The organism is Streptomyces albireticuli, assembly GCF_002192455.1.
GTDB lineage: Bacteria > Actinomycetota > Actinomycetes > Streptomycetales > Streptomycetaceae > Streptomyces > Streptomyces albireticuli_B.
The window spans coordinates 8,123,498-8,144,417 of the sequence record NZ_CP021744.1; the positions used below are offsets into that span (position 1 = coordinate 8,123,498).

Genomic DNA, 20,920 nt, shown 5'->3' on the forward strand with positions numbered 1-20,920 from the left:
GAGGTTCTGAGCAATGCCGATGCCGTCGTCCGGCCCCCGATCGTGGGCAATCTGGGCCAGTAGTAACAGGCTTCGCGTCCACATGCCGCGACAAAGTCGCAGGTCACGGGACCCGTTGCTCACCGAACCGCGGAGTTGCTCATCCATTGCCCATTTCGCGGGTCCGTTGCTCATCGAACCGCGGAACCTACAGGGCGGGCGGAACCGCTCCCTGCCCCTCCTGGAGACGGTGGAGCTCGCTGAACAGTCCGCTGTCACGGGCGACGAGCTCGGGGTATGTGCCTGTTTCGGCGATGGCCCCGTCGCGCAGGACAACGATCCGGTCGGCGGTGCGGGCGTTGGCCAGGCGGTGGGTGATGAACAGTGCGGTGCGGCCTGCTGCGAGTTCCCTGAGACGGGAGAAGATCCGGTGCTCGGCGCGGGCGTCGAGGGCGGAGGTCGGCTCGTCCAGCACGATGACAGGGGCATTTCGGTGGAAGGCGCGGGCGATGGCGATGCGCTGCCACTGGCCGCTGGACATATCGTGCCCGCCCCACCAGGAGCGAGCCAGGGAAGTGTCCAGCCCGTCGGGCAGGGCTTGGAGGACGGTGTCGGCCCCGGCCTGTTCGGCGGCTGCGTGCACCGCCCGGTCGCCCTCGGGGCGGGGCTGGCCGAGGGTGATGTTCTCGCGGGCGGCCAGGGGCCAGCGGGTGTAGTCCTGCGGCACCATGGCACAGGTCCGCCACACGCTCGCGGGCTCGAGGCCGGCGAGGTCTTGGCCATCCCAGGTGATCTCTCCGGAGGTCGGCAGGTAGAGGCCGGTGAGGAGTTTGGCCAGGGTGGTCTTGCCCGAGCCGTTCTCTCCGATCAGGGCGACGACCTCTCCGCGCCGGATGGTGAGGTCGACCCCGTGCACGGCGGGGGTGTCCTTGCCGGGGTAGGTGAAGGTCAGCCCCTTGGCCTGGATCTCGCCCGGGCCAGCGGCGGGGGCTGTGGTGGTGCCGCGGTGCATGGTCCAGGCGCTGGCGCCGTCGAGGAAGCGGGCCCAGTCGGCGACGTAGAGGCTGGTGGCGAACAGGCGGGCGGAGGTGCGGACGCTGCCGGCCAGGGCCGTGTTGGCGGTGCGGACCACGAGGTAGGTGGTGGCGGCGACGGCGACCGGCATACGGCCGGTGAGAGTGAGGTAGAGGATGCCCGCCCACACCGCGGCCTGGGCCACGGCGGCGAGCAGGTCCCCGGTTCCCTGGGTCCGCCACCGGGGCGGTCGCCCTGACCGTTGACAGGTAACCAGGGCGACGATCGCCAAAGTGGCGACCATGCTTGTTGCGAACGCGATAGCTACTCGCCGGACACGTGTCATAGCCCCTCCAAGACTCGACTTTGCAGTTACTGAGTTTTCGGGCGTGGTGTCGTGGAGGGGTGACGTGTGGTGATCGTCGCGGTATGCCCTAACCATGAGGTACTCGTAAGGCGGTGGCCTGGCCGAGGAACGGCGGGCATTTCGCGAGCGCGTCCGTATGGAGGCGGCCGGGATGTTCGGTGTCGGGCAGGACAACGCGGTGGTGGCGAAACAGCTCGGGTCAGCGTGCGCTCGGTGCAGAGGTGGCGCCGCTCCTGGCAGGACGACGGCCCACAGGCCCTGACTTCTCGGGGACCGGCGGCCCGTCCCAAGCTGAGCGAGGCCCTGTTAGCCGTGCTTGAACAGGAACTGGCAAAGGGGCCGGTCGCGCACGGCTGGCCGGACCAGACCTGGACCCTGGCGAGGATCAAGACGTTGATCGGACACCGGTTCCACAAGACTCTCGCACTGTCGACCATTATGGAGATGCTGCGGCGCCACGGCTTCAGCCACCAAGTCCCGGCCCGGCGCGCTCTGGAACGCGACGAGGAGAAAATCACCGGCTGGGTGAAGGACACGTGGCCGCAGGTGGAAGCATCGCGGCGGCGCTCGGGGCCTTCGTCGTCTTCGAAGACGAGGCCGGGCTCTCGATGACGCCGCCCACCTCCCGCACCTGGGCCCGACGCGGGCATACCCCGGTGATCCGGGTGAGAGGACGCCCCCAGCGTCGCTTCTCCATCGCCGCCCTGACCTGCTACAAACCCGGCGAACGCTCCCGGCTGATCTTCAGGCCCAAGTGGCACCCCGACCATAAGCGCGGCGGCCGGCGCAGCTTCACCTGGACCGACTACCGCGACCTGCTGATCGCCGCCCACCAGCAACTCAGCGCCCCGCTTGTCTTCGTCTGGGACAACCTGAACGTCCACCTCGATGCCCGGTTACGCGCCTTCATAAGCTCTCACGAGTGGATCACCTCCTGCCAGCTGCCGCCCTACGCACCCGACCTCAACCCAGTCAAAGGCATCTGGTCACTGGTACGACGCGCCGGTCAGAACAACATCGCCTTCACCGACCCAGACCACCTGATGCGTGTCTTGCGCCGAACCCTCCGCGAGATCCAGTACCGCAGCGACGTCATCGACGGATGCCTCACCGAAACCGGACTCACCCTGACGACACCACACCCAAAACCTCAGTAACGGCGGCACAGGAGCCGTCATCTCCGGCGGCAACATCTACATGGGTGGCCGGAAGATCGTCGCCAATGGCCGCGTCATCGCCGAAGCCGGCGCCATCGTCAGCGGCCCCGGAGCCTGCGGCCAGATCACCGTGACCGCCCGGCTGTCTGAACGCTCCTCCCTCCGCCTGGAGACCGCCAGCGCCGACCTGCGCACCCTCGGCGACCTCCACCTCCTCAACGTGCTTCGGTGTCCGGAGATGTCGAGGCCCTGGGCGTCCACACGCTGCGCTGTACCACTACCTCCGGTGACATCCTGGCCGAACGACGCGTCGACAGTGCCGCAGAGATCCACACCGTCTCAGGCGATGTCGAGATCGCTGTGTACAACGGCGAGACCTTCCGGGCGAAGGCCGTCTCCGGTGACATCGTGGTCACCGCGACCACGGCGGCCCGCGGCGTCCTCGCTGCCACCACGGTCTCCGGCGACATCGCTACACGCGGTGCTGGCCACCTCGACCTGCACACCACACGATCGGCGGGCGCCAGCGCCGCCGGTAGTACCCCGTCAAGAACCTGCTGCACGCCTCCTGACACCGTCGGATACCGGCGGTACCTTGATCTCCCCGGCACCGCAGGGCGCCGCCCTCACCGTTCCCAAGCGCGGTGGTTGGGTGCTGATCACACCGGCACCCGAAGGTCTGCGGTCGCCGGGCCAGTGCCCCCGGTCGCACCCCAGCCCTGGGGGCGCCCACGCGCGCGCCACCGGAACCGCACTGGCCTATCCGCGTTTCATGAGCGCCTCACCGACCGATCACTCCCACGTGATTTCGCCTTCGACCACCACAGGAACGTGGTCGCGCACGGCTGTACCGGATCGCAAGGCGTGGCTGGTCTCGGCGAACATCGCGGGCAGGTTCGGCCAGGCGCCAACGGCACGGGCGTCGTGGAGGAATTCCCCGACCCGTCCACGCTCGTCAGTGTCCCGCATGTCGACGAAGAGGCAGTTGGCCGCCACGTGGATGGCAAACGGGACCCATTGCGGGTGCCACCAGTGCCCGATCATCCTTTCGCCCAGCTCATCGAGCACCGTGCACAACATCTCGTGCTGTTCAGCGATCTCCCGGCACCCCAGGAGTCGGTAGCCGCCAGGGAGGAACCTGCCTGTGTCGTCTGCCGCCCCGTCATTACTCAGGAGCAGGTTCCTCAGATGCGTGCCCAGCTCGCAGCCCAGATCGGCCTCCAGCCGCTGGATGTCAGCCAGGCTGGCAGGCATGCGCAACGCCTTCGCGGCAAGCGGGGCGCGCACGGCCAAGTGATCCTTGAAGGACAAGAAATCCATGTATCTCTCCTCGCAGTGCCGCAGCCCCGGCCGATTAGGCTGGGGCTGCGGGATGAGCTCACCTGCCAGTTGGAGGCCGGATCCTACGGGTTGGTGGGGCGGTGGCAGTTGGGGCGCTGCTCCAGGTGGCAGCGGGTTTCCTCGTCGGTCGGGATCCCTCGGCGTGTGTCTATAACCTGGACCCAGTACGGATCCGCGTCCAGCAGACGGATGTCCTGCGTGAAACGGCCGAGGTCACCGCCGACGCTGGTGTTTTGGATCAGGGGCGTGTTGGCGCGAATGCAAGGGGCAACGACGATCTCGTTCTTGTGCTCCCATTCCTCAACCCACCAGTCACCATTCGGGGATTGCCACGAGAACAACTGGGCGCACTGGTCACCGCTATGTACGCCGCCCTTAGTCCCGCTTTGATAGGTCGACGCAAATGGGAACTCGTCACAAGAGCCCTTTTCGAGACCGTCTGGCGGTATCCAGTCGCTCGGGCGTGTAATGTCGCGATTCTTCTGCGTTTCCTTGTCGTCGGCGAGCCTGGTAAGAGGTTTACCCTTCCCCCTGAGACCCCAGTGCTGCAAGTTCTTCTGTTGCGCTTCTACGATCATGGCCGCAGCGGCCTGGCGCTTCGCGTAGTCAATGTAGAGCGTTGGTGTGAACGCAGGAACGACGCAGCCGCGGTTACCCGCAACCTTGTTGTCGCATCGAGCACCCACGTCGCCCCAGGTGATTTTCGTGTCCAGGGCAACGCCAGCGTGCTTGATGACCATCTCCCAGCCCCAGTCGACGTCGACCTTGGTGCCGTTCTGGATCGGGACGTACCGGTTGAAGTCCTTCTGCTTCGTCTCCTGCTCCCCGATCGCTGTGAAGCCCTGCCATGGCCTCGCGTACAGGGGGTTGCAGCCCGTGCACCCGCTCTCGAAAGAGACCTGAGGTGACTTCACTGTTCCGTGCTTCTCGATGAGCGTGACGTCGACGTGCTCACCGAACTTGTTGCTGTTGGGATCCAGGCCGATGTCCTGCTGAACGGCGTACCGGGCCGTTCCGGTGATCTTGGTCGTTCCCTTCTCTATCTTGATGTGAGAATAGTTGAGAATTATGCGCCGGCACCAGCTGAACCTGCTCATATGCCAGACCACGCCAGGCAGGTTGTCGCAGGAAACGCGAGGCAGTGAAGACCCGGCGACAAGCGACTGTCCTGATGAGGTGAAGCTGTCTTCCGCGGATACGCAGCCGACACCTTCAGCCGGAGACTGCTCGGGGTGACGGGTCAGGTCTTCCGTGACCTTGAGGCAGCTCTGTTCCGACTTCATGTCCGCCGCCTGGCTGCGATACGGCTCCCGGTCGTCCTGGATCGGCTGCGTAGGGATCCCCGCGGGTGCTTCGGCGGGAGAGGCTCCCGGTGCCTCCACTGCGGTTACGGGTGCGCCTTGGGCGTAGGCGAGATGCGGCCCCGCTAAGGCAATCACCCCAGCCGCTACGACTCCTGCCCACCTCGAACCTGTTCTTCGTCTCATGTGTCCCCTCCCTGATGCCGCTCACGATCGCCGCCCTGTGGCTTGATCAAGCTATCCGGGGGGTGGCCCGTTCTGGACATGACTCTTTGGGCCAAGTTCTGTGCACCGTAAGCGCCTTAACGTCCCGATGGGGGAGGCGCTTTGGGCGTACACTTTGAGATTTCCCCTACCACAAGGTCTTCCTTGACCCCCGAGGGCATGAGTGCTTCACTCATGCCCTCGGGGCCCACGTCTGCCAGCTCGCACCCCTATCTCGATGCGCAGCTACGATGAGCGATAGCATTGTCAATGCTCGTTGGAGGTGCGGCCGTGCAAGAGCACACCGGCCCCATGCCCGCCGCTCCCGTCCGGACCCGCGGCCCAGACGGCCGTTACATCTACACCGCCGCCGCAGCCGAGCGTGACCGGACCGCGTGCGAGCTCCGTGCCCGCGGCTGGAGTTACAAGCGCATCGCCGCCGAACTCGGCATCGACGTCCACACCGTTCACGACGGCGTACAGCGCGCCCTGCGCGCCATCGTCCAGGAGCCGGCCGCCGAAGTGCGCGCCCTGGAACTCGAACGCCTCGACCAGGAACTCGACCGCCTACACCGGCTGTACACGGTCGTCGAAGCCCGATCGTCACGCAGTGGGACGACGGCCGGCACCAGGGGCCCGAGCGCGGGCGCCTCGCCTCGGTGTCGTCCTCCAAGCCCTCACTCGTCCTGTCCATGCTCACCGACCTCGACCCGCGGCCCGGCGACCGCGTACTCGAGGTCGGCGCGGGCACCGGCTGGAACGCGGGACTCTTCGCGCACCGGCTCGGTGCCCGCAACGTGACCACGATCGATATCGACCCCAGCGTCGTCCGTACGGCGCGCGCCGCGCTGCACAGCCTCAGCCTGCCGGTGGAGGTCTTGTGTGGTGATGGCTACGCCGGAGTACCGGCCCGCGCCCCCTACGACCGGATCGTAGCCACCTGCGGTCTGCGCCAGGTCCCCTTCGCATGGGTGGAACAGACACGGCCGGGCGGCATCATCCTCCTCCCGTGGGGAACCGACTTCTCCTCCACCGAGGGAACCGCCCGCCTGGCCGTCAGCGACGACGGGGCGAGCGCGAGCGGCCCGTTCACCGGCCTGGTGGAGTTCATGCGCATGCGCGCGCAACGACTCGAACCAGACACCCACGACGCGTACGTCACCGAGGACAGCAAACAGGACGCCGTCGCCTCCACGACGTCCCTCGCACCGGAGGTATTCGCCGACTACTCGCCCGCAGCCTTCGCCATCGGCCTGCGCGTGCACGCCATGACCTACCGCCGCGGCCCCAAGGAGGACGGAGCCCACCCCCTCTGGCTGCTGTCTCTGACCGACCGCTCCTGGGCCTGCGCCATCTTCCGCGGCAACCAAGATTCCCACACCGTCTACCAGTCCGGGCAGCGCCGCCTGTGGGACGAGGTCGAAGCCGCGCACACCTGGTGGGCCGAGCAGGGCCGACCCGGCTGTACCCGCTTCGGCCTCCGCGTCGACGCCGACGGCCAGCAGGCATGGCTCGACGACCCCGGCAACCACGTACGGCAGTGACTCGGTCAGTCCAGCGCCCGCTGAACTGACCGAGCCACGCCGCGGGTAGACGCCGCACCAGAACGACTACCTCAATCCCCATTGCCACGCGTCTCGGACCGAGCCAGCAGCCGACCCCCAAGTGCTACTGCCACGAGACTGCGAAGCTCAATACGCTGACTTGACAGGGAACAGGTCTGCGACACGCTGCCCAGCGTTGAACGCGCCCTGTCCGGCTGACCTCCGCTTGCGTGGAGCGGATGTACCGGTCTTGCCGGCCACGGCGGCTGTACTGCGGTTCACCTCCGCTTGCGTGGAGTGGGCGGTGTTGCGTTTGCGTCATGGTCGTGAGGTGTTGGCTGGCGTCCTTCTTTGTTTCTGGAGGGGAGTCTGGGTCCTTCGGTGCGGGGGTGCGTGGCGACGGGGGTCTCGGTCTCTCCGGGTCCTTGGTGGCCTGTCTGCGGGCCATCGGTGTGGGGTGGGCTTTGTTGCATGGCCGGGGTGTTCGTCATCGCGTACATGTGTCACTGGCATGTTTCGGGCCGCGTGGCGTGCTGTCGCTGTGGTTTGGTGAAGTCTGTGGGGGAGTGTGCTGGGGTGTTCGGGGGGTGTTTGAGTGGGTGTGTCTTGACCTTGAGTGTGCTTGATGTTTGAGGGTTGGCGTTCATGACGCGTTTTCTTGATTTTGTTCGCCCTGCTGCTGGGGCGGTTTTGATGAGTGAGTGGCTCACCGGCACGGCTGAGCGTTCGCGTTTGGCCGCTGACGTGGTGGTGGACGGGTGGGAGGCGGCCCGGAGGCCTTCCGGGCGTCTGGCGCAGCATGTTTTCCTGTCCGCGGGTGGTGCCGGTCTTCTCTTTTACGCGCAGTGGGCCAGTGACGGGGATCACTTGGCGTGGGCCGGTGCTCATCGTGCCGGGGCCGTCAGCCGCGTCGACACGGTCGTGCCCGGCATCCGGCGTTCTGGTCTTGTCCGGACTCGTCTCATGCGCAGTGTGGTTCACGACGCGGAGGGGCCGGTTGGTCTCTTCGTGGTGAGTGCGATGGCGGTGGATGAGGTGGAAGCCGCCGTCGTGCCGGTGCCGGGCCTGCTCGGGGCGCATGTCCACCTGGCATCAGAGGGTGAGCGGGTGAGGGTCGTCACCGAATGGGCCGACGCTGCCTCTTATGAGGCCGTCATCACCGGTGGGGTCGGCTGCCAGCGGTACACGCTCTACCGTGCGTTCGAGGACGATCGCCGCTAGGTGCTGTGCCCGGGGCTGGTGGGCGTGCGTGTTCTCGGTGGTTGTGTCCTGGCCGGGGCGGCCGGCGGAGCGCCGGGCCCGGCTTCTTCTGGCTGGGTGCGGCGCTCCTGGTGTCTGGTGGTGGCGTCTTGGGAGGTCACGGCCGCGTGGAGGATGTCGGCGTGGTTGAACGTGAGCCGGGGTGGCGGGTCCGCTGTCGTGGTGGACAGCCCGCGGCTGCTCTCCATGATCTTGAGCTTGTCGCGGCTGGCCCGCGGCGCGCGGCCGGCCGCACCGTTCGCGGTGAAGGAGGGCTGGCGTTCCTCTGTCTCCAGATGGAGAGTGATCGTCTGCCGTGGCACGGCCCGTGCCGCCTTCTCGGAGTTGCTCTCCCATAGCAGCGCCTTCCCAGGCTGTCTGGGTCTCGGAGAGCACCTGGTGCACGAGCGCCACCTGGACGGAGGCCGGCTGGTGGGTGGGTGAGCTCTTCTCCTGGTACGGGCAGACCCGGTTGCTGGTTCTTCTGCCTGGTACTGGGCTGTTCCAGTTCTCCTTGCCGGGGGTGTGGGGTTCCGCCCGGCTGCTCTGGGCGGGTGTGTCGGGTGGCCCGGTTGCGGGTTGTGGGCTGGGCCCTGGGGCTGGGGGGAGGGGGCGGGGTGCCGGGCCGGGGGTGGGATACCGGCTTCGGTGGCTGGGGCTGGGGCTGGGGCTGGGGTGCCGGGCGGGCGCGGAGTGGTCGCGTGGAGGGGGTCTGGCCGCTGCGGGCCGGTGGCGGCTGGGGGAGGGTGGGCTCGCCGGGGCTGGTGGTCTGGGGTGCCGGGCTGGGCCGGAGCTGCCGTATGGCTGGGACCGGGTCTCCCTTCGGGCTGGTGGGGGCTGGGGGAGGGTGGGCTGGCCGGGGTTGGTGGCCAGGTGGTGCCCGGGTCGGTCCGGAGCTGCCGCGTGGCCGGGGCCGGGCCCCCGCGGGTCGTCGTACGGCTGGGGGCCTCCGGGGGGGGCGGGGGAAGTGGCGGGGCCGGCGGGGCCGGGGGTGGGGTCTTGGGCAGGGGTTTGGTTGCCTTCCGGGGCTGGGCCCCGGGGGGCAGGGCGGGGGGTGGCTGCTACTGGTGGCGGGGCTTGGTGGGTTGGTTGCTGGTTGCTGGTTGCTGGTTGCTGGGTGTGTGCGTTTGGTTGCGTGGGGTGGGTGGGGTGTGAGGTGGGGCATGGGGTGTGGGTCACGTACGAGTGCGGGTAGTGGCCCGGCCATCCCCGGTTCCGGACATTTCGGGTGTTTGGGTGGGTGGTGGGGGTGGGGGTCTACGGGGTGGGGTCGTAGGTCACACCTTTGCCAGGGGGTTCCGGCGCCGCTAACAATTACGGGGTCGCTGGGCGCCGTCGATCGAGACGCGGCGCTTTTTCCGCGCCGTTTCCGGGCCACTGCGACGTACGCGATTTGGAAGAGGTTCAGCTCAGTTATGCGCTCCACCATCTCCGGCTATACCCGTCTGCCCAAGGTTCATAAGCTTTCCGCCGCCGGCATCGCCGCGGCCGGCATCGCCGCTCTCGCTTTCGCCGCGGTTCCGGCGTCCGCCGATGAGCGGGCCCTGGACGTCAAGCCTGTCGCGTGGAGCACCACCGCCTCGGTCGCCGCCGAGGAGCAGGTGCGGGGTGAGCTGGCCCAGCGTGTGGCCGGTGCCGCCGCCCAGGCCAAGACCGACGCCGCTGCCGCGCGGAAGGCCGCCGCGGATGCCGTGGTGAAGGCGAAGGCGGAGAAGGAGCGCGCGGAGAAGGAGGCCGCGAGCCGGTCCGAGGACCGTAAGCCGGTCAAGGCCGCCCCCGCCCCCGCTGCCCCCGCCACCCCGGCTGCTCCGGCTCCTGCTGCTCCGGTGAAGAAGGCTTACGCCGATAACCTGGACGGCTGGATCAACGAGGCGATCGATGTCCTGCGCGCCAAGGGCATTCCCGCTTCTTTTGAGGGCGTGAAGCGGAATATCATGCGTGAGTCGACGGGTAATCCCCGGGCGATCAACAACTGGGACTCCAACGCCGCGGCCGGTATTCCTTCGAAGGGTCTGCTGCAGATCATCGATCCGACGTTCAAGGCGTATCACGTCGAGGGCACGTCCTGGGACATCTACGACCCGGTCGCGAACATCGCCGCGTCCTGTAACTACGCGGCCGACAAGTACGGCTCGATGGACAACGTCAACTCCGCCTACTGAGAACCGGCCGGTCCTGGCCCGCACCCCCGCTGATACGGGCGGTGGCACCCCCGCGCAAAGGGGGTGCCACCGCCCGTTTCGCGTTCCCCGCCCGCCTTCCCGCCCCGCCCCGTCCCGGCCTGTCCGGGCCTGTCCGGGCCTGCCCCCGGCCTGTCCGGGCCCCGGTCCGTCACGGCCTGGTTTGATCCTGCTCCGGCTGTGCCCGGGCCGTGCCCGTCCGCAGTGCCCCGGTCCCCGCTGCATACCGGGCTGCCCGGCCGTGCCCCGGGCTGCCCGGCTCGGCTCGGTCCTGGCCGCGCCCGGTCCTGTCCCGCTGTGTCCCGGCCGCGTTCGGCCCGCCTGCGGGCGGTGTGCGTCGGGCGGGGCCCCGCCTTGATCGTGTTCTTTGGTCCGAGACTGGCAGAGGGGCGGGCGGTCTTGCCGGGATCCTTGTCTGCGGTCTGCGGTCTGCGGTCTGCGGTCTGCGGTCTGCGGTCTGCGGTCTGCGGTCTGCGGTCTGCGGTCTGCGGCAGTGTGGCCGGCGGGCCGGGACCGGATGCCTTCGCGTCCGTCTGCTCTCGTCTGGGGAGCGGCCCGGTGTGTGATCGGTCGCTGCCTGGGTCCGTCTTCAGTCGTCCGGGTTCTGGGCGGGGTATTGCCGGTCGGCGGCGTTCATCGCGGTGCCTGGTGCGGCAGTGGGGTGGAAGCAGTTGCCGTTGGCCCGCACTGTGATCGAGTTCCGCTGGTGGTCGATGTGGAAGGGCTCGTCTCCGCGTAGGTTCCGGGTCAGGTGCCGTCTTGTGCCGGTGAGTGGGTGACGATGACGCAGGTCTGCCCCGGCGGGGTCTGGCTGGTGTCTGCCCACGGTTCCACGGTCAGTTCCAGTGGTGCTTCACCGTCGTTCTTGACCAGCGGCCGTGCGGTTCCCCCAGCGGGCATCTTCAGTACCTCTCGTTTCCCCTGCGGGCGGTTTCGCGTGCGAGCACCGGTCCCAGGCAGGCGTCCCGATCCTCACACGCGGGAATCACGTGCTCCACGCGCCTGGACTCGTCCGGGCCGCCCGGTATCAGTACAGCGGGGACGGGTCGCTGCCCTTGGTGCCCGGGAGGGTCTTCCCCGCGCGGGCCGGGCAGTGTTCCGTCGCGGCAGGTGGGGTGTGGTCCCGGCGGGCTGCCGGGGACGGTGTGCGGTGTCCGGGTGGCGGTGTGGCCGCCATGGGATTCCCTGAGTGCGAACGCGAACGCGAACGCGAACGCGGAAGGGGGGGAGGGGGAGATGCGGGTGTTCGGCGGGGGCAGGCACGGGTGCATGGCATTGCCCCGCCGGGTGGTGCCGGCGGCTGTCCTACGGGTGGTGAGGTTCTGGTCCGGGTGGGGCTGTTGCGGTTTGCCGTTCGGCGGTGAGTTCGCCAGCGGCACCCCCGGCCCTGCCCGCTTTCCCGCCTCACCCGGTGCCGGACGGGCCCCGTTGGCCACCCGGCTCTTCTCCGGCCGGTGTGTGCCTTGCCCGGGGGGGCAGGTCCGGGCGGGTGGCCGAGGCCGGTCCGCGGGTGCCGGGTTCCGTGCGGGGCGAGGGACCGGTGCGGGGCGCAGGTACCGGGCCCAGATCTGGGCCTTGCGGTACGGGCCGGCACCGTCGCTGTCGTATTGCGGGGCGTCGAAGGTGACCCAGTACGCCCACTCGCCGTCGTGTGCGTACGGGTGCTCCACGGGCTCCGGGGCACCCATCGCGTCGATCGTCCCCAGGAACTCGTTCTGCCACGGCCCGTCCCACTGCGGATCACGGACCACCGCGACCCGGCTGCCTGCGGGCAACGCCTCCACAGGCCACTCCCGGAGCAGGGAACAGTCCTTGAGGAGTTCGACGGCCCGCCGGTCCCGCGAGGCCGGCGAGCGGGAAAAGGAGGAAACGCTCACGCACCCCAGCTTTCCCGTAAGGCCCCCTCATCGCCACAGGTTAAAGATCACGCCCGGGGCGGCCCGCGCCCCGGCCCCGGCCCCGTCCTGGTCCTGGCTGCGCCCGTTTGTCCCGCCTTGGCCCTGTCCTGGCTCTGCCCGTGCCCGGCCGTAGCCCCGCCCCGGTCCTGCCCTGCTCCGGTCAGACCCTGCCCCGCCTTGCCTTGCCCTGGCCTGGCCCCAGCCCCGGGGCCCGGTCGTGTTCCGGCCCCCGGGCCGCGCCGTGTTCACCGCCTGCCCGCTGTACGCCCCGCGGACCACCCCCCCCGGCCGCCCGCGGGGGGGGGAGGGAGGGAGGGGGAGGGGGGTGTGCCGTTTTGTGCCGCCGGGGGTGTCCCGGGGGTCTCCTGTCCTGCTCCGGGTTGCTCTGGCCGTGTCTGCCCTGCGCCCTTCTTCGGGCTGCCTGCCTGCGTGTCGTCCTGGTCCGTTCCGGCCGTCTGCCTGTTCATCGTCCTGGCAGTGGTGGGTTCACCTTGCCGTGGCGTAGGGGTGCGCTGATTGTGTGGAGGTAGGTGGCGACTTCGCGGTAGGAGGTCCAGAAGCCGGTCTCGTGGTAGGGGATGTTGTGTTGTGTGCAGTAGGTGCGGGTGAGCTGGCGGGCGCGGGGGAGGTTTTTGCGGGGCATGGAGGGGAAGAGGTGGTGTTCGATCTGGTAGTTCAGGCCTCCGTAGAGGAAGTCGGTCAGGGGGTTCGGGCGGATGTTGCGGGCGGTGAGGACCTGGCGTTCGAGCCAGCCGAGGGTTTCGGGGGTGCCGCCGCGGATGGTCATGCCTTTGTGGTTGGGGGCGAACAGCAGCCCGAAGTAGACGCCGAGGACAGCCTGCTGCACCACCAGGAACACCACCGCCAGGGCGGGTGACAGCAGGATGAAGACCGCCCCCAGGTACAGGGCCAGGCGGGCCAGGATCAGGGCGCTTTCCAGTACGGGCCGTCTGGGCAGGCCGCCGGCGATGGCTTTGACTGCGGTGCGCTGCATCTTGGCGGATTCCAGGACCAGCAGGACGAAGAACAGCACGCTCTGGTAGCGCACGATCAGGCGCTGGCCGCGGCGGCGGGCCGCGTACTGGGAGAGGTCGAAGATCGCGGTGCGCCGGCCGATGTCGGGGTCGAGTGCGAGGTGGTTGGGGTGGCTGTGGTGGCGGCTGTGGTGGTGGGTCCACCAGCCGAAGCTGACGCCGTTGACGAGATTGGCGTGGACGTAGCCGACGGCCGCCGACGCCCCTGTGCCGCGGAACATCGCCTTGTGGCCGGCGTCGTGCCACAGGAAGGAGCTCTGCGCCCCGCACAGCCCCATCCAGGCGGCGACCGGGATCTGCCACCAGGAGTCGCCCACCAGGAAGAACGCGGCCAGGCCCGCTGCCAGCAGGGTGGTGTTGAGGGTGAGGCGGCCCAGGTAGTAGGCGGGGCGCAGTTCCAGCAGGCCCTCGGCCTTCACCTGCTTGAGGAGTTCCGCGAACGTGGCGGAGGCCCCGGCCGGGGCCGGCAGGGCACACGCCGCGCCCGCGGGGCCGGCGGCGCCCGCGTGGCCGGCCGCGGGCACGGCGGCGGGCGTGGGCACGGGGCCGGCCGTGGGCATGGGGGTGGGCGTGGGCACGGGGGTGGTTGTGGTGGTGGGGCCGGTGTCGGTGGTGTGCTTGTGCGAGGGGTGCATACGGTGCTCTCCTTCGAGGCGCGGCCCGCCCGGCCCGTCCGGTGCCGCCGTGGGAGGGGCAGTCCGGCGACCCGCCCCCCGGGGCACCGGCCGCCGGCCGTCAGCCGGCGGGGTCCGGGGTCCGGGGTCCGGGCAGGCGCCCGGCCTGTGCGGGCACCGGGTCCGTGCCGGGGCCCCGGCCACCGGGAGACCGGCCACCGGCCGTCAGCCGTCGTCGGCCGTTGCTGGCCGGCTGCCGGGAGAGCGGTCACCGGGCTTCGGGTGCCAGGTGCCAGGTGCCAGGTGCCGGGCGTTCGGTGCCGGGTGTGGGGCGGGGTGTTGTGCCCAGCTTCCCCCGCCGTGCTGATGCGGTACTGATACGCACCTGACCGCCCATCCGCCCGTTCGCGCCTGCCGCCTGCCGCCTGCCCGCCTGCCGCCTGCCGCCTGCCGCCTGCCCGCCTGCCGCCTGCCGCCTGCCGCCTGCCGCCTGCCGCCTGCCGGCCTGCCGCCTGCCGCCTGCCGCCTGCCGCCTGCCGCCTGCCGCCTGGCCGCCTGCCGCCTGCCGCCTGCCGCCTGCCGCCTGCCGCCTGCCGCCTGGCTGCCGCCTGCCTGCCGGGCCCGGGGCCTGGGCCTGGGGCCTGGGTCAGGTGGGTGGTGGCCCGGTGGTCAGGTGGGTGTCCAGTGCGCGGACGGTCTGGTCGGCCTCCCGTGCCGCTTCCGTGTCGTCCGGGTGCTCGATGATGCGCATCAGGCCTTCGACCAGTGCTTCTTGCAGGGCCTGTGTGGTCCTCTCGTGGGACGGTTCCATGGAGTCCCTTCCTTCGCGGCGGCGGTGGTCCGGGTGGTTCACAGGGCGTTGCAGGCGCGGAAGATGTGGGCGAAGGCGGCGGGGAGGCCTGTCCGTCGAAGGCCACGTATTCGGGGATCCTCTCGCGTGCGGCCCATTTGTGTTTGTAGGCGAGCTGGGTGCGAGCCGGGTAGAGGGCCTGGCCCTGTTCCACAGGTAGTGCATGAGCCACTGGAAGGCCGGGCTGTGGCCGGGGAGTTCCGCCCCTGCGTCCAGGCCGGTGAAGGGGTGAAGCCGAAGTGCAGCCATCTGGTTCCTTCGCGGCGGAACACCTCGATCGCGTGGGCGTTGAGGGCTTCCATCAGGCCGGGGAGCCGCCGGGGACGCGCCGGCTGAGGTCGTGGAGCCAGCCCTGGCGGGTGCCGTAGACGGGGGAGTAGGAGAGGTAGGCGACCGTCCGGCCCGCGATCGTGCCGGTGAACAGGCGCCGGTGCCGCTGTGCGCTGCCGCCGATCTCGCCGACGAGGAACTCCAGTTCCCTCGTGTGCGGGCCCTTGGCCCCCAGCCATGCCGCGTCGACGGCGCGCAGCGCCTCGTAGGAGTGCTCGGGCCGGTGCGCTTCCTGGATCACCAGGTCGTTGCGCAGGGCGCGGGAGATCTTGTTGCGCAGCTGCATGAAGGCGGTGCCGCGCAGGGTGAAGTCGTCCAGGGCAGGGCCCAGGACGCGCCGATCTGGTTGACGGTGAAGCCGTGGCGGGCGTAGGCGAGGGCGTCGGTGTGCTGGAGCTGCACGCCGACCAGGCCCAGGCCCTCGCGCCGGGCGTGGGCGCGGAAGGCGTCGAGGAGGAGGGTGTAGGTGTGCTCGGGGGCGAACGGGCCGCCGAACTGCACGAGGTAGCGGCCGGCGGGGCGGTAGACGATGACGCCGTCGGTACGGGGGAGGGTGAAGGTGTGGTTGCCGCGGTTGAGGGCGAGGAAGGCGCTGGGGTTGTCCGCGCCGGTGTACCGGGTGATGGCCTGGAGGATCTGCGCTCCGGTAGCGGTAGCGGTGGCGGACAACGTCGGGCCCCCTCCTGCTGGTGATGCCTGATCCCTTGCCGGTGATGCCTGCTCCCTGCCGGTGGTGCCTGCTCCCTGCCGGTGGTGCGGGCTCCTTGCCGGTGGTGCGGGCTCCTTGCCGGTGGTGCGGGCTCCTTGCCGGTGGTGCGGGCTCCTTGCCGGTGGCGCGTGCTTCCTGCCGCTGGTGGTGGTGCGTGGCGACGACTTGAGTAGAGCACCGTGCCTGCCGTGCCGGAAAGGGGAATGCGGGCAATGGCGGGGGTGTCAGGCGGGTGTCAGGTGCGTATCAGCGGGGGCTGTCACTGTGGTCGGGCGAGCGGCCCGCCGCGGGCGGGGCGGTTCGCCGGGAGAGGTGCCCGGAGTGGCTTATCGGGGACCGCGGTGCGCGGTCGGGCCCAGGCCCGCGCAGGTTCGAATCCTGCCCTCTCCGCCCCCGCACCCCCTGCCCCACACCCTCTGCCCCGCGGCCTTGGCCCGTACCCCCGGCTTGCGGGCCCGGCCTCACGCCTTCCGCCTGTCCCGGTGCCCCTCGTTCCCGCGGAGCACTCTTGGGGCCAAGGGGTCTGTCTACGGTCATGGGCCCGCGGGATTCCGCGCCCCCCCGGCTACGCCCGCCCCGCCCGGCTCCCCTTCTTCTGGCTTCCCGGGGGCCTGTGTCCTTCTTCTCCTTTTTCGCTTCCGTGGCGGGTGTTCAGGACCGGTCCGCGGCGGGTGTGGGGTTGCCGAGGGCGCGGTGGGGAGTTCGAGGACGCTGCGGGTGATGCGGGGGGTGTCGAGAGGGGAGGGGCGGTTGATGAGGTCGTCCAGGAGGCCGTCGGCCGCGTGGTAGATCATGCGGAACGTCCAGTCGGGGTCCTGGCAGGTGAAGGCGCCGGCGTGGGCTCCGCGGGTGACGAAGGCGGACATGAGGTCGATGACGCGGGCGTTGCTCGCCTTGCACAGTTCCAGGGCTCTGGCGTTGGCGGAGCCGTAGACGATGCGGTGCAGGGCGGCGTGGTCGGCGGCGTGGCGGATGAGAGCGGTCAGGAGGCGGTCGACGGCCGGCCACCAGGCGCCGGTGGTATCCGCGTCCGTTTCCTCAAGGATGCGTTCGGTGGTGGCGACGAAGGTGTCGACGTACTCCTCCCACAGGGCGCCCAGCAGGTGGTCCTTGGTCTCGAAGTGCAGGTAGAAGGTGCCCTTGGCGATCTGTGCGGCGGTGGTGATGTCGCTGATGCGGGCGTCGGTGAAGCCGGTGGCGGCGAAGACCTCGGCGCCGGCCCGCAGGATGTCGGCCCTGCGGTCCTGGGGGCTCTTGGCCACGCGTTTGCGCCGTGCGGGTGCCGCTTCGGTGGTGGGGGTGGTGGCCATCTGCGCGCGCCTGCCCTTTCGTCGCCTCTTCTCCGGGTGGCCGGGGGTCGCCCGTTTGCGTGCGGGGTCCCGGCCGCACCCAATCTACCTGACTGACCGCCAGTCAGTGGTTGACTGACCGGCGGTCAGTCGATACTTTCGGGTAGCCGCCGGCACCCCACCCCTCTCCCATGGCCTATCCATCAACTTCCCTTCCGTCAGGGGTGTTTGGCTCCGTTTCCCGTTCGGCCCGGCTTGTCCCTGCTCCTGCTCCTGCTCCTGCTTCTGCTTCTGGTGCTGTTTTTGTCGTCCGTGAACGCGGGGGACGGCAAACGCACCCCACCGCCCGCCGGACAGTGCGCACCCCCGGCACCGCCTGACGCCCGCTCCGGCCCGTACCGGCCACGGGTGCTTGTGCCGTCCCCGCCGGCCGTCCCCGCTGTCTGCACCCGCGCCCTGACCCCCGCCCCTTTCCGGCCTCTCCGGCCTCCCGTCCCCGTGTGTTTCTCCCGTGTGCCTTTTCCGTCTGTTGGAGTTTCTCTGTGGACAGCACCGCTCTCGCCCGCGCTTACCGTTCCCTCCTGGACCGCGCAGGCCCTCACCGCCGCCGTGCCTGTTCTGGGGGCGGAGGACCGGGCCACTGCCGACTGGACGCTGGGGCATATCGCCCTGAGCGACGGCATGCTGGCCGCTGTCGCCCGGGACGTCCTGGCCGGCCGGCCGCCCGTATCGACAACACCGGCCATGGAACCCGCCGCTCTCGCCCGTCTCACCGCCACCCATCGGTCGCTCTCGTACGCCGTCATGCCGGTGAACTGCTGGGCCTGGTGGAGGCCCTCTCCCCGCACCAGGCGGCGGCTTTGATCCAAGCCCGCCTGGTCGACCGGACCGGCCGCCAGGTCTTCGACGGCCGTCTGGCCTGGGAGGAGGTGGTGCGCATGCGGGCCGAGGAGCATCTGCCCGGCCACGCCGCCACGCTCGCCGCCCTCCATCCCGCCGCCGGCCGGGCCTGAAGGGGAGGGCCCTGGGGGCGGGGGTCAGGCGGGGGCGAGGACGAGGACGGCGTTCTGGCCGCCGAAGCCGCTGGAGTTGCTCAGGATCACCCCGCCCGGTGCCGGGGGGGGCGGGAGGCGACGTCGATGTCCATCCTCGGGTCGAGGGATGTGAGGTTCGCCGTGGGCGGCACCAGGCGCTGCTCGGCGGTCAGGACGGCGAAGACCGCTTCCACGGCCCCCGCCGCGCCCAGCAGGTGCCCGTGACCCCTTTGGTAGAGGTCACCAGCGGACGGCCCGTCAGCACCCGGTGGATCACCCGCGCCTCGGCCAGATCGTTGAGGGGGGTGGAGGTGCCGTGCGCGTTGACGTGCCCGACCTCACCCGGCGAGAGCCCGGCATCGGCGAGCGCCGCGCGGATGGCGGCCTCCAGGCCCGGCCTTCAGGGTGGGGAGAGGTCAGGTGGTGGGCGTCGGCGGAGGCCCCGTAACCCACGATCCGCCCCCGCACCCGCGCCCCGCGCGCCCGGGCGTCGGCGGCCCGCTCCAGGACCAGGATGCCCGCGCCCTCCCGGCCACGAACCCGTCCCGGCCCGCATCGAAGGGCCGCGACGCACCCTGGGGGTCCTCCTCACGCTGCGAGAGCGCCCCCATCTGCGCGAAGCCGGCCATCACCAGCGGGGTGAGCATCGCCTCGCTCCCGCCCGTCAGCACGATGTCGCACCGGTCCAGGGCGAGCAGGTCACGCGCGGTGCCCACCGCGCTCGCCCCCGACGCGCACGCGGTGGCCACCACCAGGTTCGGGCCCCGCGCCCCGAACTCCAGGGCGGCCTGCCCGGCCAGCATGTTCGGCAGCTGCCTCGGCAGCAGCAACGGCGACACACGCGCCGGGCCCTCACCGAGCAGCACCCGGTGCTGCTCCTCCACGGTGATAGGCCCGCCGTCCGCGCAGCCCAGCACGACACCCACCCGCCCGCCGTCCCAGGTCGCCGGGTCCAGACCGGCGTCCGCGACCGCTTCCCGGGCGGCGACCAGCGCGAACTGCACGAAAGGGTCCAGACGATGGGCGCGGCGCGCCCCCAGCAGAGCGGCGGCGTCGAAGCCCGGCACCCGGCAGGAGATCCGTACACGGTGGTGCGCCAGGAGCGGGTCCCAGGCCGCCGCCGGCCGGGCCTCGGTCACCGCCCGCCAGCTGGGTCCGACACCGATCCCGCCCGGGGTGACCAGGCCCAGCCCGGTGACCGCGACCTCGGCAGCGTTCCTCACAGCGCCGCACCCCGTACCCGTGCCCGTGTCCGCATCCGCACCGATACCCGCACCCGCGCTCGTCCCGTGTTCGCGGCTGCGTCCGTGCACGTGCCCGTACCCGCATCCGCGCTGGCGTGCGTGCGCGCGCCCGGTCCCGGGTCTGGCCGGTCGGGTGGCGGGCGGCGGCGGGTACGCGGAGCGTTCCGTAGCCGTAGCCGTAGCCGTAGCCGTAGCCGTAGCCGTAGCCGTAGCCGTAACGGGATCTGCTGCCCCAACCCGGTCCGGATCGCGGCCGCAACCGGGTCCGTATCCGGGCCCGGGCCCTGAGCTGGTGAGCGGGCCCGCCTGCCCCGCCGGTTCCCGACGTTCCTTCACTGTCCGCACCTCACGGGGATCCTCATCTGGGCTCGGCCGGCCCGGCGCCGCAACGCCGCACACAGCAGGGAGAAACAGAAGCAAAGGCGGGGGAGGGGTGTCAGGGCGGGGAGGGCGGGCCAGGTCATCGTGGTGGCTCCCAGGTCAGGCCGCCGCCGAACGCGGTCAGCAGCACCCGCTCACCCGCCCGTAGGCGCCCTGCGGTGGCGGAGTGGGCCAGCAGCAGGGGGATGGAGGCGGCCCGGTGTTGCCGACCTCCTCGATGTTCGACAGACACCGCCCGGCCGGGATACCGATACGGTCCCCGACGGCGGCCAGGATCCGGGCGTTGGCCTGGTGCGCGGCCAGGTGGTCCACGTCCCCCGCTTCCACCCGGCTTCCTCCAGGGCCGTGTGCGCGGCGCCGGCCATCCGCTCGACCGCGTGCCGGAACGTCTCGCGCCCCCGCATCCGGAAGAACTCCTCACCCACCCCGGCCGGTGCCCCCGAGGACTTCTGCCGGGACCCGCCGGCCGGTACCTCGATGAGGTGGCCCAGCCCCCCGTCGCTGCCCAGCACCACCGGCCCCACCGCCCCCGCCTCGCCCGCGTCCCCTTCCCGCAGGACGACCGCTCCGGCACCGTCGGCGAAGATCACGGCGGTGGCCCGGTCCCCCGGGTCGATCAGGGTGGTGAAAGCGTCCGCCGCGATCAGCAGCACCCGCCCGCCCCGCCCGAGGCGATCAGGCCCGCGGCGGTGGCCAGCCCGTAGAGGAAGCCCGTGCACACCGCGGCGATGTCGAACGCCGCACCGGCCCAGCCCGAGCCGGGCGGCGACCTCCGGCGCGGTGGCCGGGCACGGCCGGTCCGGGTGGTCGTCGCCAGCACCACCGCCTCCACCCGCCCCGCCCCGCGCACTCCAGCGCGCGCCGGCCGGCCGCGACAGCCAGGTCGGAGGTGGCCGTCCCCGGCGCGATCACATGCCGCGCCCTGATCCCGGTACGGGTACGGATCCACTCCTCCGAGGTATCCAGACGGTGTGTCAGCTCGGCGTTGGTCACCACGTCGGGCGGTACGTACCCGCCGACGCCCGCCACCACCGCCGCCCGCCCCCCACCCTGCCCGCACCCGCGCTGGTGGTCATGCCCGGCCCCGGGGCGGTGCGGCGGGGAGGTGCGGGGCAGCCCGATGTAGGCCATGCGGGAGGCGGCCATCTCCGTGGTCCACCGCTCCGCCATCGCGTACCGCTGCCGGGGGTGGTCTCCGCCATCCGCACCCC

16 protein-coding genes, 1 tRNA gene and 4 pseudogenes are annotated in these 20,920 nt (G+C 70.6%); 9 read left to right on the forward strand and 12 right to left on the reverse strand.

Annotated features, from left to right (window positions below):
- Positions 1-187: 187 nt before the first annotated feature.
- On the reverse strand, positions 188-1,198 hold the full coding sequence (locus tag SMD11_RS34565) for an ABC transporter ATP-binding protein (RefSeq protein WP_234366325.1): 1,011 nt from the start codon (positions 1,196-1,198) through the stop codon (positions 188-190).
- Positions 1,199-1,573: 375 nt separating this feature from the next.
- Here SMD11_RS34565 and SMD11_RS34570 point away from each other — a divergent pair, with 375 nt between their 5' ends.
- The 3 genes and pseudogenes from SMD11_RS34570 to SMD11_RS37445 all read left to right on the forward strand — a co-directional run.
- Complete coding sequence (locus tag SMD11_RS34570) at positions 1,574-1,972, forward strand: winged helix-turn-helix domain-containing protein (RefSeq protein ID WP_324614794.1); 399 nt, start codon at positions 1,574-1,576, stop codon at positions 1,970-1,972.
- Positions 1,969-2,517, forward strand: coding sequence for a transposase (locus SMD11_RS34575; protein WP_234366509.1), 549 nt, complete (start codon positions 1,969-1,971; stop codon positions 2,515-2,517). The genes SMD11_RS34570 and SMD11_RS34575 overlap by 4 nt, the downstream gene beginning before the upstream one ends.
- A gap of 228 nt (positions 2,518-2,745) precedes the next feature.
- Positions 2,746-2,979, forward strand: a pseudogene (locus SMD11_RS37445) (DUF4097 family beta strand repeat-containing protein); the annotation flags it as partial.
- A gap of 330 nt (positions 2,980-3,309) precedes the next feature.
- Here SMD11_RS37445 and SMD11_RS34585 read toward each other — a convergent pair.
- Both SMD11_RS34585 and SMD11_RS34590 read right to left on the reverse strand, forming a co-directional pair.
- On the reverse strand, positions 3,310-3,837 hold the full coding sequence (locus tag SMD11_RS34585) for an SMI1/KNR4 family protein (RefSeq protein ID WP_087930189.1): 528 nt from the start codon (positions 3,835-3,837) through the stop codon (positions 3,310-3,312).
- Between the two features lie 83 nt (positions 3,838-3,920).
- Positions 3,921-5,141 (reverse strand): hypothetical protein, encoded by a 1,221-nt coding sequence (locus SMD11_RS34590; RefSeq protein WP_159395479.1) that lies wholly within the window; start codon positions 5,139-5,141, stop codon positions 3,921-3,923.
- An 881-nt stretch (positions 5,142-6,022) separates the two neighbouring features.
- Here SMD11_RS34590 and SMD11_RS34595 point away from each other — a divergent pair.
- Positions 6,023-6,907, forward strand: coding sequence for a methyltransferase domain-containing protein (locus SMD11_RS34595; RefSeq protein ID WP_087930191.1), 885 nt, complete (start codon positions 6,023-6,025; stop codon positions 6,905-6,907).
- 645 nt (positions 6,908-7,552) lie between these two features.
- Positions 7,553-8,128 (forward strand): antibiotic biosynthesis monooxygenase, encoded by a 576-nt coding sequence (locus tag SMD11_RS34600; RefSeq protein ID WP_087924521.1) that lies wholly within the window; start codon positions 7,553-7,555, stop codon positions 8,126-8,128.
- Here the strand turns inward: SMD11_RS34600 and SMD11_RS35735 are convergent.
- The gene (locus tag SMD11_RS35735; RefSeq protein ID WP_159395158.1) at positions 8,125-8,469 is read right to left on the reverse strand and encodes a hypothetical protein; all 345 of its coding nucleotides are present in this window, start codon (positions 8,467-8,469) and stop codon (positions 8,125-8,127) included. The two genes, SMD11_RS34600 and SMD11_RS35735, sit on opposite strands and share 4 nt — an antisense overlap.
- Before the next feature lie 1,092 nt (positions 8,470-9,561).
- On the opposite strand from SMD11_RS35735, the gene SMD11_RS34610 reads away from it, so the two are divergent.
- Positions 9,562-10,308, forward strand: coding sequence for a transglycosylase SLT domain-containing protein (locus SMD11_RS34610; RefSeq protein ID WP_087930194.1), 747 nt, complete (start codon positions 9,562-9,564; stop codon positions 10,306-10,308).
- A gap of 765 nt (positions 10,309-11,073) precedes the next feature.
- Here SMD11_RS34610 and SMD11_RS36765 read toward each other — a convergent pair.
- The 4 genes and pseudogenes from SMD11_RS36765 to SMD11_RS37450 all read right to left on the reverse strand — a co-directional run bounded on the left by SMD11_RS36765 (position 11,074) and on the right by SMD11_RS37450 (position 15,676).
- A complete protein-coding gene (locus tag SMD11_RS36765; RefSeq protein ID WP_234365824.1) occupies positions 11,074-11,226 on the reverse strand; it encodes a hypothetical protein in 153 nt (50 codons plus the stop codon).
- A 1,461-nt stretch (positions 11,227-12,687) separates the two neighbouring features.
- Complete coding sequence (locus tag SMD11_RS34625) at positions 12,688-13,893, reverse strand: fatty acid desaturase family protein (protein ID WP_234365823.1); 1,206 nt, start codon at positions 13,891-13,893, stop codon at positions 12,688-12,690.
- A 625-nt stretch (positions 13,894-14,518) separates the two neighbouring features.
- Complete coding sequence (locus SMD11_RS36080; protein WP_159395157.1) at positions 14,519-14,683, reverse strand: hypothetical protein; 165 nt, start codon at positions 14,681-14,683, stop codon at positions 14,519-14,521.
- A 38-nt stretch (positions 14,684-14,721) separates the two neighbouring features.
- Positions 14,722-15,676 (reverse strand): annotated as a pseudogene (locus SMD11_RS37450) (phosphatidylglycerol lysyltransferase domain-containing protein).
- A 391-nt stretch (positions 15,677-16,067) separates the two neighbouring features.
- Between SMD11_RS37450 and SMD11_RS35740 the strand changes: the two are divergent.
- Positions 16,068-16,151: transfer RNA gene (locus SMD11_RS35740), tRNA-His, on the forward strand.
- A 143-nt stretch (positions 16,152-16,294) separates the two neighbouring features.
- Here the strand turns inward: SMD11_RS35740 and SMD11_RS34640 are convergent.
- On the reverse strand, positions 16,295-17,071 hold the full coding sequence (locus tag SMD11_RS34640; RefSeq protein ID WP_087930195.1) for a TetR/AcrR family transcriptional regulator: 777 nt from the start codon (positions 17,069-17,071) through the stop codon (positions 16,295-16,297).
- Positions 17,072-17,659: 588 nt separating this feature from the next.
- On the opposite strand from SMD11_RS34640, the gene SMD11_RS35745 reads away from it, so the two are divergent.
- On the forward strand, positions 17,660-17,914 hold the full coding sequence (locus SMD11_RS35745) for a hypothetical protein (RefSeq protein WP_159395480.1): 255 nt from the start codon (positions 17,660-17,662) through the stop codon (positions 17,912-17,914).
- Positions 17,911-18,063, forward strand: coding sequence for a hypothetical protein (locus SMD11_RS34645; RefSeq protein WP_159395481.1), 153 nt, complete (start codon positions 17,911-17,913; stop codon positions 18,061-18,063). Before SMD11_RS35745 ends, SMD11_RS34645 begins: the two co-directional genes overlap by 4 nt.
- An 86-nt stretch (positions 18,064-18,149) precedes the next feature.
- Here the strand turns inward: SMD11_RS34645 and SMD11_RS37455 are convergent.
- From SMD11_RS37455 to SMD11_RS34655, 3 genes and pseudogenes are all read right to left on the reverse strand, one after another.
- Positions 18,150-18,475 (reverse strand): annotated as a pseudogene (locus SMD11_RS37455) (hypothetical protein).
- A 25-nt stretch (positions 18,476-18,500) separates the two neighbouring features.
- Positions 18,501-19,307, reverse strand: coding sequence for a beta-ketoacyl-[acyl-carrier-protein] synthase family protein (locus SMD11_RS34650; RefSeq protein ID WP_418952500.1), 807 nt, complete (start codon positions 19,305-19,307; stop codon positions 18,501-18,503).
- Positions 19,308-19,660: 353 nt separating this feature from the next.
- A pseudogene (locus SMD11_RS34655) lies at positions 19,661-20,741 on the reverse strand (beta-ketoacyl-ACP synthase III).
- Positions 20,742-20,920 lie beyond the last annotated feature (179 nt).